At 41.3% G+C, this 13,316-nt stretch carries 8 protein-coding genes; 5 read left to right on the top strand and 3 right to left on the bottom strand.

The features are described 5' to 3' along the window. Positions 1 to 22 precede the first annotated feature (22 nt). Positions 23 to 1,447 (bottom strand): Mbeg1-like protein, encoded by a 1,425-nt coding sequence (locus tag G631_RS0110660; protein ID WP_035789698.1) that lies wholly within the window; start codon positions 1,445 to 1,447, stop codon positions 23 to 25. 235 nt (positions 1,448 to 1,682) lie between these two features. On the opposite strand from G631_RS0110660, the gene G631_RS0110655 reads away from it, so the two are divergent. Together G631_RS0110655 and G631_RS0110650 are read left to right on the top strand one after the other, a co-directional pair. Beyond that, positions 1,683 to 3,704: a sialate O-acetylesterase gene (locus G631_RS0110655; RefSeq protein ID WP_026489432.1), complete on the top strand. Its 2,022-nt coding sequence runs from the start codon at positions 1,683 to 1,685 to the stop codon at positions 3,702 to 3,704. A 24-nt stretch (positions 3,705 to 3,728) separates the two neighbouring features. Next, on the top strand, positions 3,729 to 7,244 hold the full coding sequence (locus G631_RS0110650) for a DUF4982 domain-containing protein (protein ID WP_035789696.1): 3,516 nt from the start codon (positions 3,729 to 3,731) through the stop codon (positions 7,242 to 7,244). On the opposite strand, the gene G631_RS0110645 is transcribed toward G631_RS0110650, so the two are convergent. Beyond that, positions 7,221 to 8,120, bottom strand: coding sequence for an AraC family transcriptional regulator (locus G631_RS0110645; RefSeq protein ID WP_026489430.1), 900 nt, complete (start codon positions 8,118 to 8,120; stop codon positions 7,221 to 7,223). The two genes, G631_RS0110650 and G631_RS0110645, sit on opposite strands and share 24 nt — an antisense overlap. Positions 8,121 to 8,255: 135 nt before the next feature. On the opposite strand from G631_RS0110645, the gene G631_RS0110640 reads away from it, so the two are divergent. Continuing rightward, the gene (locus G631_RS0110640; protein ID WP_026489429.1) at positions 8,256 to 10,262 is read left to right on the top strand and encodes an alpha-glucuronidase; all 2,007 of its coding nucleotides are present in this window, start codon (positions 8,256 to 8,258) and stop codon (positions 10,260 to 10,262) included. 21 nt (positions 10,263 to 10,283) lie between these two features. Here G631_RS0110640 and G631_RS0110635 read toward each other — a convergent pair whose 3' ends face one another. After that, entirely contained in the window at positions 10,284 to 11,183 is a 900-nt protein-coding gene (locus G631_RS0110635) for a helix-turn-helix domain-containing protein (RefSeq protein WP_026489428.1), read from the bottom strand. Between the two features lie 192 nt (positions 11,184 to 11,375). Between G631_RS0110635 and G631_RS0110630 the strand changes: the two genes are divergently transcribed. After that, positions 11,376 to 12,317 carry an ABC transporter permease gene (locus G631_RS0110630; protein ID WP_026489427.1) on the top strand — a complete coding sequence of 314 codons (942 nt, stop codon included), beginning with the start codon at positions 11,376 to 11,378 and terminating at the stop codon, positions 12,315 to 12,317. A 16-nt stretch (positions 12,318 to 12,333) separates the two neighbouring features. Continuing rightward, positions 12,334 to 13,206 (top strand): carbohydrate ABC transporter permease, encoded by an 873-nt coding sequence (locus G631_RS0110625; protein WP_026489426.1) that lies wholly within the window; start codon positions 12,334 to 12,336, stop codon positions 13,204 to 13,206. Positions 13,207 to 13,316 lie beyond the last annotated feature (110 nt).

Raw genomic sequence — 13,316 nt, 5'->3', positions numbered from 1 at the left:
AAAAAATTATAATGTTAAGATTCTAGAAAATGACCACGAATAGAACAATAAGGGCTATTATAGCTGCAATAATAGCTATCCTAATGAGCATCCTTCTGGATATGAAGACTTTCTTTCTTCTGCCGATAAATGTTCCTACATCCTCAGCCTTTAAATCTTCGCCGCTATATTTGTTTGGATCAACCTTGCGCATGTACTTGGCTGTACGAACCAGGAAATCAAAGAGCTCCATATGTTTATTTAGGAAGGTTACAACAGACTCATTAACGTGATTCATTTTTAGAAGAGAAATAACTGCACTTGGCTGCTTGCCGATAAGCTCCATCAAAAGGTCATAATTGGTGACAAAGTTGATAAGCCCAAGAATTCCAGTGTTGAAGCCGTTTTGCTTTAATATCTCTCTTACAGATTGTACCATCTTTGGCTTTTCCTGTTTATACCTCAGGATATATGCAACCAATTTGGCAGCGCTATCTGAGTGCTGCTCGTCGGAAAAGATATTTATAAGGCCATTTGTATCCCCATGCTCAGCGCATACGATAACTGCCCCCAGCATCTTGGCAACGCCTTCTCTTGTGGACATTCTGGTGGACCTTATAAAGCTGTTTAGCATGATATCAAGATCTGCCATCTTGGGATCCTGGGAATCTGCCTTCCAAACGCTCATTCCCCCAAAGTCATCGTAAAAGAGAATAGCATTTGCGCAGTGGTTTTCGGCAAAGCCCATTCTTCCAAAGTTTGTTCCCAGATAGAATTGTCTTTTACCAACGTCATTTAGAAGAATATTTACAAAATCGCTCTGGGCAATGATATTAAGAATCTTGCCCTGATTCTTGATTATGTTGGATGCATATTTTTCTATAAATTCATCAGAAAATCCCTGACCATCAAAGGAATAGCAGTTATCAACTCTGTCATCCATTATAGTGATAAACTTTGATTTATTACCGCCTTTTGAGTGGCCTGTGACAGTTATACACTGGCAGTCACTAAGGTCAAGAGACTGGAACCATTTTAAGGCATTTTCCTGAAATGCAGTCGGCACCTGATAAAGCCCTGATACATTGTCAATCCATTCAGCGTCTCCCTGAGTTCCCTTAAATACAATAACAGCTTCATTGCAGGAAGGGTCAAACAAATATGCACTTCGGCTTTCTCCTGCAGAAATATCTTCCCTGTGGGAGTCGCGGACTATAAGGCTTTTTAGGTGTTCATTGGGCCTTATTGCCCACAGGATCTCTTTATACTCAGCGCCTGTAACGCCGGTACTGTATTCGTAATCATCTTTTATTTTAGAAGCATTGAATAGTACAGAATTTATGTAGTCGCCAACAGTTTTGCCATTCCAGACGGCTGAAGCAAAAGTGCCATCAGGCCCCCCAAGCTGTTCGCAGTACATAAGGTTGTTGAGTAGAACTATTTCCCCAATAGTAAGATTACTTGTCATGGTGGTTCCTCCCCCATATCGGATGCCGGACAACAAGAAACAAATGTACAGAAATATTATAGCAGATAAAAAGGCATGAATTGATAAAATACCCGCATTATATACGCGGAGAAATGAAAAGGGGCTTTGTATAATGTTTTATTGTGGATATGATTCTCGAATTTGTTCAAGAATTGGCCTAGAAGAATAGTATGTAGTATGTTCAAATTAATCTGAAAAATAAGGAGTCTGTTCAATGTCAAAACTTATTTTACCTCGTCTTTTGTCTGATGGAGTGGTTCTTCAGCGCAGAAAGGCAATACATATCTGGGGATGGGATGAAAAGAATGCTCAGATAACAGTTTCTCTTACGGAGAAAATAAAGGATAGTATATCTGAGGAAAACATTTTAAGTTCAGCCAGCATCAGCTGCGGAGATAATGGCAGATTTGATATTTATCTTCCAGCCCGTGAAAGCGGCGGCCCATATAATCTGGAGGTTTCTGATGACAGAGGCGAGACTATTATCATCAATGACGTTATGATAGGTCTGGTGTGGTTCTGCACAGGACAGTCTAACATGGAGCTACCGGTAAACAGGGTAAAAGATAAATATCCGGAGCTTTTGGAAATTGCAGATAACAACATGATCAGAACCTTCAAGATCATAGAAGACAGTAGTTTTGAAGGCCCGCTTGAGGAGCTTAAATCAGGAAGCTGGACAAGTGTCAATAAAGAGACAATCATAAATTTCTCTGCTACAGCTTACTTTTTTGCCAGGAATCTCCAGGATATTACAGGGCAGACTATTGGCTTTATAAACGCAAGTCTTGGCGGCTCAAGGATTTCTTCCTGGATGGGAAGAGAAATGCTTGAGGGCTATGATGAGCTTTTAGCTGAGGCAGACAAGTATTCTGATGCAGAATTCAGGAAACAGGTTGCAAAGAGCAATATGGAAAATGGTGACGCCTGGAGGAAGAATCTTTATGAGACAGATCTTGGCATAAGCGAGCACTGGGAAGCCTGGGATGGCAGCGATGATACTGATGATCAGTGGAAAGAATTTGCAATTCCATCATTTTTCAAGGGAACAGAGCTTGATGGCTTTATAGGAAGCGTATGGTTTAGAAGAAAGTTTGACCTTCCAACTGAACTTGCAGGGCAGAAGGCTCGTCTTTTCCTGGGAACAATTGTGGATAACGATGTCGTATTTGTTAATGGGCAGAGAGTGGGAGATACTCCTTATCAGTATCCACCACGCAAATATGATATTCCAGAAGGTCTTACCAGGGAAAAAGATAACACAATAGTCATAAGAGTATGCGTGGAAACAGGGCTTGGAAGATTTACTCCTGACAAGGACTATAAGATTTTTAATGATAAATGTTCAGTGAGACTTGATAGTTTTGATGGCTCTACAAATGGGAAATGGGACAAACACTGGAAATACAGGATTGGCGCTAAGTGCGACATGATCCCGCCTACAGACTTTATTAACTGGAAGTCTACAGGTCTTTATAATGCCATGACATACCCTTGCCATAATTTCCCAATAGATGGAGTGATCTGGTATCAGGGAGAGTCCAATGTTGAGGATGGCTATGATTACAACGAGCTTACAAAGCGTCAGATAGAGGGCTACAGGAAGGCATGGAACGAGGAAAACCTCCCATTTATCGGGGTTCAGCTTCCAAACTTTACAATTGACTGCCCTATAGATGATGACTGGGGAAGGTTCAGATTAACCCAGCGAGGGATCCTTGATATTCCGGGAACGGGACTTGCTGTGACATTGGGACTTGGCGAAGATAATGATCTTCATCCTGTTACAAAAGAGCCTATTGGAAAGAGGTTGGCTCTTTGGGCATCACATCTTAAATATGGTTATAACGGCGAGTATATGGGACCTGAAGTTGTAAGTGCCCAAAAGATAGTAGATAGAAATGGCAAAAAGGCCATAGAAGTGAAGCTATCTCATGCAGGTGGCCTCAAGGTCATGGATGCCGGAAAAGGAACAGAAATAACAGATTTATTTGTAAGAAGTAAGAAAGAAAAGGTACAAGCAAAAGTGATAATCGATACAGACAACGGGGGATTACTAGTTTACATCGAGGATGATAAGGCCTACGAGGAGGCCAAAGAGATAATGTGGTGTTGCGATAACACCTACAGCGGGGGACTTATAACAAACGAGACAGAAATACCTATGGGACCATTTCTGGAAATTATAGAAGGAACAGGAAACGACGAGGATAAAAAAAGCAAAAGACCAGCTTGAGTAAGAGCTTTGGAAAGGGCAGGAATGAAGAAACTATTTACCAGCGGATGGAAATTTTGGGAATCAGAATATGGAGTAAGTTACGAGGAGGCTATGAACCATGTTTCAGAATTTGAAGATGTGGTAATTCCCCATGACTATATGATAACTGATCCCCAGAACCTTTATAGGGACAGTACAGGATGGTACAAAAAGAGCTTTGAGCTAACAGATAAGGATCTGTCAAAAGAACTGTTTCTTATCTTTGACGGAATCTATATGGATAGCCTTGTCTATATAAACGGCCAGGTCGCTGGTGAGTGGAAGTATGGATACTCACAGTTTATTCTTGGAATATCGGAGTTTGTAAGGCCGGGTCTCAACGAAATAGTTGTGGCCGCAAGATGCAAATTCCCAAATACAAGATGGTATTCAGGAGCAGGAATATACAGAAATGTATGGATCTGCGACTATGAAAAGACCTATATTCCTGAAAATGGCATATATGTTCACAGCCAGAAGCTGCCAGACTCAGAGAGTCAGGGGGCATCTCTTTGTGATTATAAAATGATCGTAACTTCAGAAATCTGCTCTGCAGACAATGAGAAGGTAGCAGTGCGCTATTCTCTTTTTGATTCTGAGGGAAAAGAAATTACTCTTGAAGCCTGCGACAATGACGAACTTCTTGCAGATCTCCTTCCAACTACTATAGAAAGCGTTAATAAAGGGAAAGAGGCAGATACAGCCTCCAGCCTTCAGGTTGGAATTTTCAATGTAAGAGGTGTTTCTGAGTGGGATATAGAGGAGCCTCAACTTTATACACTGAGGGTTGAACTACAGTCATCAGAAGGAATATGTATTCAGACAGAAGAAATCAAGATAGGCTTTAGAGATGTCCGCATGGACCCGCAGAAGGGCTTCTTCCTAAACGGCAGAAACTTAAAGCTAAATGGAGTATGCCTTCACCATGACCTTGGAGCATTAGGGTCAGCCTACAATAACTCTGCTATGCGCAGGAGATTATTGCAGCTGCGTGAAATGGGAGTAAATGCTATAAGGCTTACTCACAATATGTATGATCCTCACGTGATTGTACTTGCTGATGAGATGGGATTTCTTTTGATCTCAGAAGCTTTTGATATGTGGGAAGGTGCCAAGACGGAATTTGACTATGCAAGATTTTTCCCAAAATGGCATGACAAAGATGTGGCCAGCTGGGTTAGAAGAGATAGAAACCACCCTTCTGTAATAATGTGGAGTATTGGTAATGAGATTTACGATACACATTCCAGCGAAAGAGGCCAGGAAGTTACAAGAGATCTAAAGAGTCTTGTGGAAAAGCATGATCCTTTAAAGAATGCAAGAGCAACAATAGGCTCAAACTATATGCCTTGGGAGATGGCTCAGAAGTGCGCGGATATCCTTAAGGTTGCAGGCTATAACTATGCAGAAAACTATTATGAAGAGCATCACAAGGCGCATCCTGACTGGGTTATCTACGGAAGTGAGACCTACTCTATCGTACAGAGTAGAGGAGTTTACCATTTCCCTCTTTCTGCACCAATCCTTTCTGATACAGATGAGCAGTGTTCATCTCTTGGAAACAGCACAACAAGCTGGGGAGCTGACAGCATAGAAAACTGTATCTGCAAGGACAGAGACATGGAGTTTTCCATGGGACAGTTTATATGGACAGGTTACGACTACATAGGAGAGCCAACACCTTACCATACCAAGAATTCTTATTTTGGACTTATTGATACAGCAGGCTTTTATAAGGACGCCTTTTATGCCTGGAAATCTGCCTGGGTCAGCCCTGACAAGGACCCCTTTGTTCATGTGTTCCCATACTGGGATTTCAATGAAGGTCAGCTTATTGATGTGAGAGTTTGTAGTAACTGCCCTGAGGTTGAACTTTTCGTAAATGGAAAGAGCCTTGGAAGACAGGAACTTACACATATGCCTCACAGTGGCAACAAGATTTTTGCAGACTATAAAGTGCCCTATGAAAAGGGCGAGATCACAGCTATCTGCTATGACGCTTCGGGAAAAGAACTAGCAAAAGATATCCACAAGTCCTTTGGGGATACAGATAAGTTTGTGGTTGAGATTGATAAGAGATTAGAGACCTCTGAATATAGCAATGTGGATAAGTCTGCCTCTTTTGCTGATATCCAGCTTGTATTTGCAGAGATCAGCGCGGTAGACAGTGACGGTAATCCTGTTGAGAACGCTTCTGATTACGTAGATGTATATGTGTCTGGAGGAAGACTAATAGGCCTTGATAACGGTGACAGTACTGACTATGACAGCTATAAGGCAAGCACCAGAAAGCTCTTTAACGGCAAACTTCTTGCTATAGTCCTGCCTGAGGGTCCTGTGGATAATGTGAAGATTGAAGTCAAGAAAGCATCCACAGTTCCAGTAAGAAAGGTTGAGCTTACTGTGAAAGAGGGCACAAGGTCTTTAAATAGTGATACTAAGACTGCCATAGTTCAGGCCAGGGTTTATCCTGCAGATGCTACAGATAAAAAGCTGGTTTTCAGAGCTCTAAATAAAAACGGAACTGAAACTAATATAGCTAAGATCAGCGTAATAGATGAAGAAAGCGGTATGTGCCAGGTAACAGCTCTTGGAGATGGCTCTTTTACTTTAAGATGCGAAGCTTCGAACGGAAGAGATACTGTAGCTGTCATGTCCTGCCTTGAATTTGAGGTTACTGGGCTTGGGGCAGCATTCCTTGATCCTTATGGCTTTATTCCGGGAAGTCTTTATACCTCATATATTGGCCTTGTTGGAAGCGGCAATGAGTTTGGTGTTGCTTCTGCCAAGGGAGAGGAGACTGTTATAACCTATGCAGGCATCGATTTTGGAAAAGAGGGATCTGATGTGATCACCGTTCCTATCTTTACCTTAAATGACGATGCTTATGATATAGAAATCTGGAAGGGTATTCCTGGTGAGGATGGCGCGACACTCTTAAAGGCGGCAGTCTACCAGAAGAAATCTATCTGGAATGTATATCAGGAGGATAGCTGGAAACTCTCAGAGAGATTAACTGGAATCCAGACGATAAGCTTTAAGGTATTTAACAAATTCCATATAAAGGGCTTTTCTTTTGAAAGGCAGCTCAGGGCATTTACGCAGATAAGAGCCCTGGATGCGGATTCGATTTACGGAGATACCTTTACAAGGACAGAAAATACTGTTGAGGGAATTGGCAATAATGTAACGTTAGGTTTTGATGACATAGATTTTGGAGCAGAGGGAACAAGAAAAGTCACAATCTGTGGAAGAGCCAGGGCAGCAGCCAATACAATTCATTTGAGACTTGTTAAGATAAATGAAAATGCCAGCGCCGAAACTGGTGATACAGGTGCGATGGAAACATATGACAAAGCTGGCACAGAGATAAAGGAAATCCTGGAGTTCCCACAAAGCTCTGAATATAAAGAAGTCACTTTCCAGATCGGAGAAAGAAAAGGAAAGTGGGACATTACCTTTGTGTTCCTTCCAGGAAGTGACTTTGACTTTGATTCATTTAGTTTTGTCAGGACTTAAATCTGCTCCGGTCCTGTAGAGCTTGCGGTATTCTGTAGGAGAGCACTTATTGATATCCTTGAATACACGGTTAAAGGTGGACAGACTAAAGAAGCCGGACTGAAGGGCTATGTCCATAACGGACAGGTCTGTATCGCCTAAAAGCTCCTGGGCCATGAGAACACGGCGCTTAGTAATATACTGATAGCAGGAGATTCCCATGTAAGCCTTAAAGAGTCTTTCGAAGTGGAACTTGGAGAATCCTGCAAGGTCAGCCAGCTGCTCGACTGTAAGATCATCAGAGCGGTGAGAGTCGATGTAGTTGGTGACTTCAACAAGTTTATCGATATTCTTGCGCTGGTTATCTGGTGTATCCTTGCCTGCGACGGCATTGTTAAGATGCATGCTGCCTATCTGGGCAAGGATCAGAGATACCAGGGAATAAACAGAAATCTGAAGGAATTCATCCTGCTGGCCATAGAGCCTGTCAATTTCCCAGAAATAATTCTGAAGACGAGCAACCTCAACCGGATACAGATTCTGACTGATATGCGTATAGGGTGGAAGACCCTTTATGAGTGGGATCAGTGATGAAACCTGTGAATAGTTTGCAAGATCGAACAGGAGGATAAGTTTTTCTCCTCCAGGGGTATCTGAAATATATTCATGGAGTGTACCTGGTGCGATCAGCATAATATCGCCAGGCATACAGTTTACGACAGCAGAAGAGTCATTGTGAAACTTAACCTTAAGGGAACCTGAGAGTACCAAAATAAGCTCCACTTCGTTGTGCCAGTGGAGTGGATAATTGGCCAGGTCATTGTGATATAACAAGACGCCCTTTAAGGTATCGTAAAAGATATGTTCTCTTGACTGCGCGTTGATATCGTTGATCATTGGTGCTCCTTACGTAAACTAAGTAAAAGTTGTAGTAATTTTATCATTAATTGTCGGAAAATGAATAGTTGAGACGAAAACATTCATATTAAAATAATAACGCTTATATTTTGGAAATATTAGGAGAAGATAGTTATGGGCGATAAAAAATGGTCACAGTTGTGGCTTGATTATGAAGCAAAAAAAGGCGCTGCAAAAAATGCAGAGGAAGACAAACTTAAAATAGATTTTGAAGGTTTTGATCCTGAAAATCGCGTTATTAAAAGCGCTGTTAAAGAGCTAAATAAGGCTTTTGCAGATACTGACAAGAAGATAGTGATCTCTTTTGTCAGGAATGATGAGATCAAAAAGGAAGGCTATAGCGCTTGCGGTGTTATAGGCGGAAGCGATAACAGAAAGGTAGACGCTGATACTACTGAACTTGTAGTTTCTTCTGCAGATGAAAATGGTGCACTTTACGGAGCGTTCCATATTATCAGAAGCATGCTCATGGGTGAGGACCTTGATAACTTGTGCGCTATAAAGACACCATCTAATCCTCTTAGAATGATGGATCACTGGGATAACATGGATGGCAGCATAGAGAGAGGCTATTCAGGCAGATCTTTTTTCTATGAGAACGATGATATTGTTATAAATGAGAGAACTGTTGACTATGCAAGATTCATGGCCAGTATTGGTATAAATGGTGTTGTCATCAATAATGTAAATGTTAAATGGGCAGCATCTGACCTTATCACCACTAGATTTTTTGACAAGGTAAAAGAGCTATCTGACATATTTGGAGATTATGGCATCAAGCTATATCTTTCACTTAATTTTGCATCTCCTATTGAAATTGGAGGGCTTTCTATATGCGACCCGCTGGATAAAGAAGTTATCGAGTGGTGGAAAAATAAGATAAAAGAGGTATATGAACACCTGCCAGAACTTGGAGGCTTCCTTGTTAAAGCAGACTCTGAGGGAAGACCCGGACCTTTTACCTACGGAAGAACTCAGGCAGATGGCGCAAATATGCTGGGAGACATTATTGCTCCTTATGGCGGAATTATAATCTGGAGATGCTTTGTCTATAACTGCACCCAGGACTGGAGAGACACTAAGACTGACAGAGCAAGGGCTGGATATGACTACTTCAAGGGACTTGATGGAGAGTATCATGACAACGTCATACTTCAGATAAAGAATGGACCAATGGACTTCCAGATAAGAGAGCCCATATCTCCACTCATTGGTGGACTTACCAGGACCAATCAGATGCTGGAGGTTCAGATAGCTCAGGAGTACACAGGCCATCAGATAGATCTTTGCTACCTGATTCCAATGTTTAAGGAAATTCTGGAGTTTAAGACCTATTGTGCCGAGGAAAATGATACAGTTGCTGATGTTGTAAGTGGTAGGACCATGGGCAACAGCCTTGCTGGAATGGCTGCAGTCATAAATACTGGTAATGACTACAACTGGACTGGCAACGACCTTGCGGCAGCTAACCTCTACGGCTTTGGGAGACTAGCCTATGACACCGACCTTGATTCTGAAGAAATTGCAAGAGAGTGGGTTAAGCTCACCTTTAATCTGGAAAAAGAGCTTGAGGATAAGCTGGTAGATATGCTTCTTAATTCTCGTGAGATTTATGAGAAGTATACAAGTCCTCTTGGAATTGGATGGATGGTAACTCCTGGAGATCACTATGGTCCAAGTGTCGATGGCTATGAGTATTCAAGATGGGGAACTTATCACAGAGCAGATCATTTGGGACTTGGCGTAGACAGAACAGATAAGGGAACAGGCTATGCTCAGCAGTATTACCCAGAGAATGCGCAGATGTACAATGATCCAAGGACCTGCCCTGAGAACCTTCTTCTTTTCTTCCATCATATTCCATATACCTGGAAGCTAAAGAGTGGACAGAGCCTTATACAGTACATCTATGATGTTCACTTTGAAGGGTATAGTAAAGCCCAGGAACTTTTAGAAAGCTGGAAGAGCTTTGAAGGAAAAGTCCCTGAGCGTACATATAACTGCGTAATGCATAGATTTGAACTGCAGGTCAATAATGCCCATGAGTGGTGCGATCAGGTTAATTCCTACTTCTATCGTAAGAGCGGAATCCCTGATGAAAAGAACAGGCCAATTTACTGATATATGTAATACAGAGCTTAGTTATGCCCAGAGCTTGGCTCCAATTTTGTCTGGCATGACAGAGGGCTCTTTGTTGGCAAGCTGATACTGCTTGGGAGACATTCCTATCTGCTGGGAAAAACGTCTTGAAAAGCTCGAGTAGTTATTGTAGCCGGCCATGAAACAAACATCATAAGGTGGATAGTTCTGGAGTAGTAGTTTCTGCGCCAGAACTATTTTTTTTCCACTGATATAGTGCTTTAGAGAATCTCCGGTTGCTTCTGAAAACACACGGCTTAAGTGATCACTGCTATAGTGGAGAGCCTCTGACATATCCTTAATAGTGATATTTTCTTCTATGTGGGAGTCAATATAGTCAAATATTCTGGACACAACTGAAGGCATAAGGCTTTTCTTTTTCTGATGTGTGGAACTAGTGGAAAACTTATTAGTCATAACGAGAAATTCCACAAGAAGCGCCCTTGAGAGGATGGTGTGGCCAAATTCATCGCTGTTTAAAGCGGCCTCAAGCCTGTCTGCAATTTCGATAAAACCCTGAAGCTTGTCGTTTGGAATATGCACATGATTCATATTTGGAGAATCGCTACTTCTAAAGATTGTGGAAAAGTCTGTATCTTCGTCGCCTAATCTTTTCAGAGTTTCATATTGAACATTTATGACAATTCGCTCGTATCCGCTGATGTCTTCAAGATCAAGTCCATGGAAGACAAGAGGACTTACCAAAAACATATCACCGCGCTTCATCTGATAAATATCAGGCTCAATCATTATGTTTACATCCCCTTTAAGGAAGAGAACGATTTCATAGCCATCGTGATTATGTACAGTTTTAATATCGGACGGAGTTACGCGTGCAGTCTTGTGTTCGCAAATTATTTCCTGATCTATCATGCTATATGGGCAATCTAGAGCTTTTTTCATATTTAAGTTTCCCCCACTAGATTATGTACAAAACATCTAAACAAAAAATGACAAACGCAATCATTGTTGTGCAACATTATATCGGAAATTGCAAAATTATTCTATCCTTTTGTGTATTTATATATAAATCCTAGACAGTATTATAAAGTTGTATGAAAAATAGGGGGTGTTATTAAGCCCTAAGGAGGAGTAATGGCTAATAATTCAGGGAAGAAGTCAAAGGTTAAATTTGGCGTTTACATGAAAAAGTACTGGCAGTTATATGCTATGCTGTTTCTGCCTTTGACATATCTACTAATTTTCAAGTACGCGCCAATGATCTATGTGCAGATCGCATTTAAAAAGTACAGTCTAGTAAAGAGTGTGTGGGAGCTTCCACTTGCAAACAATCATGGTTTTGAGTACTTCATTGCGGCATTTAAGAATAATGATTTCAAATATGCCCTTAGAAACACCCTTACACTGAATCTATTGGATCTTTTCTTTGGTTTCCCGGCACCAATCATTTTTGCACTTATTCTTAATGAACTGTGTTTTGTGAAATTTAAAAAGGTAGTTCAGACAATTGCTTACATGCCACATTTCCTGTCATGGGTCATCATCTACAGCTTGGCGCTCCAGCTCCTTGCTCCTAACGATGGTCTTGTAAATATGGTAATAAAGAACTTTGGTGGCGAAGCTATTCCATTTTTGAATGATGCTACTCACTGGATCGGAAGCTACATTGGCTTTGGAATCTGGCAGAACTTTGGATGGGGCTCCATCATTTATCTTGCAGCAATTGCAGGTATTAACCCTGAGCTTTATGAGGCTGCTGCAGTAGATGGCGCTGGAAGGTTCCGCAAGATATGGCATATTACACTTCCTGGCATCAAGCCTACAATCGTTGTTCTTCTTATCATGAGCCTTGGAAATATCTTGGGCGGCGGATTTGACAGACCATTTGCATTCCAGAATAACCTTGTAATGCGTGTGGCTGATGTTATTGCAACCTTCGTATATAGAGTTGGTATTAAAGGCCTTCAGTTCTCTCTGACCACAGCGGTTGGACTATTCCAGTCTGTAGTAGGTGTGTTCTTCCTGCTGATGGCAAACTTTATCTCTCGCAAACTTGGTGAGAGAGGAATATGGTAAGGGGGAACAAACGAAAATGAAGATCAAATCAAATGCAGACAAAGCATGGGATGTAGTGTTTGTGATATTTTGCCTTTTAGTAAGTGCAATGTGCGTCATCCCAATGCTGAACCTTCTTGCCAAGTCACTTAGTGGAACAGACTTTTTGGTAAGAAATGAAGTATATCTTTTGCCTAAGGGCCTTAACTTTAACGCTTATTCAACAGTACTAAAGGATCCCAAATATATCAGAGCATTTATCTGGACAGTGTTTTTAACAATCATATGCACAATTCTTTCTCTTACAATGACAACACTTTGTGCATTCCCTCTGATCTTTGAGAACCTTAAGGGAAGAAAAGCGATAAACATTTTTATCACAATCACAATGTTCTTTAACGCAGGAACAATACCTAACTACCTGCTGATGCAGAAGCTCCACCTTCTCAGCAACCCTCTGGTTCTTATTATTCCAGGCGTTATGAGCGTTTATAACATGATCATCATGAGAAGCTTTTTCTATGGCATACCCGATAGCCTTAGAGAATCCGCAGAAATAGATGGAGCAACATTTTTTAAGATACTTGTACTTATATATCTTCCACTTTCAAAGCCTGTTATGGCAACACTTGCCTTGTTCTATGCGGTAGGAAGATGGAATGGTTACTCAGATGCTCTTATGTACATGAGAGATGACAGATTCTATACTCTGCAGCTTCTTTTGTACAACATCATCAACAATATAAATCAGGTTGAGGTAGCAACTCAGGAAGGATTCTCATCACCTGGACTTTCAGCATCCTTAAAGGCTGCAATCGTAATGTTCTCAACAGTTCCGATCCTGTGTATCTATCCTTTCCTGCAGAAATACTTCATCCATGGAGTAACCCTCGGCGCAGTCAAGGAGTAAAGAAAATAAAAAGAGGGTAAAAGAGAAATCAAAAAGAAGCACACTCTGAAAAACTAACCGACACAAAATGTAGAGGCTAAAAAACCAACTTGGTTAGTGGTGAAATAAAA

This window comes from Butyrivibrio sp. XBB1001, assembly GCF_000424505.1.
GTDB lineage: Bacteria > Bacillota > Clostridia > Lachnospirales > Lachnospiraceae > Butyrivibrio.
The sequence above is the reverse complement of the archived record's forward strand: the minus strand, read 5'-3'. Positions and strand labels throughout refer to the sequence as shown.

Coding starts and splice junctions, on each gene's coding strand:
- G631_RS0110660 (WP_035789698.1), bottom strand. CDS start 1,447: ATGACAAGTAATCTTACTATTGGGGAAATAGTTCTACTCAACAACCTT.
- G631_RS0110655 (WP_026489432.1), top strand. CDS start 1,683: ATGTCAAAACTTATTTTACCTCGTCTTTTGTCTGATGGAGTGGTTCTT.
- G631_RS0110650 (WP_035789696.1), top strand. CDS start 3,729: ATGAAGAAACTATTTACCAGCGGATGGAAATTTTGGGAATCAGAATAT.
- G631_RS0110645 (WP_026489430.1), bottom strand. CDS start 8,120: ATGATCAACGATATCAACGCGCAGTCAAGAGAACATATCTTTTACGAT.
- G631_RS0110640 (WP_026489429.1), top strand. CDS start 8,256: ATGGGCGATAAAAAATGGTCACAGTTGTGGCTTGATTATGAAGCAAAA.
- G631_RS0110635 (WP_026489428.1), bottom strand. CDS start 11,183: ATGAAAAAAGCTCTAGATTGCCCATATAGCATGATAGATCAGGAAATA.
- G631_RS0110630 (WP_026489427.1), top strand. CDS start 11,376: ATGGCTAATAATTCAGGGAAGAAGTCAAAGGTTAAATTTGGCGTTTAC.
- G631_RS0110625 (WP_026489426.1), top strand. CDS start 12,334: ATGAAGATCAAATCAAATGCAGACAAAGCATGGGATGTAGTGTTTGTG.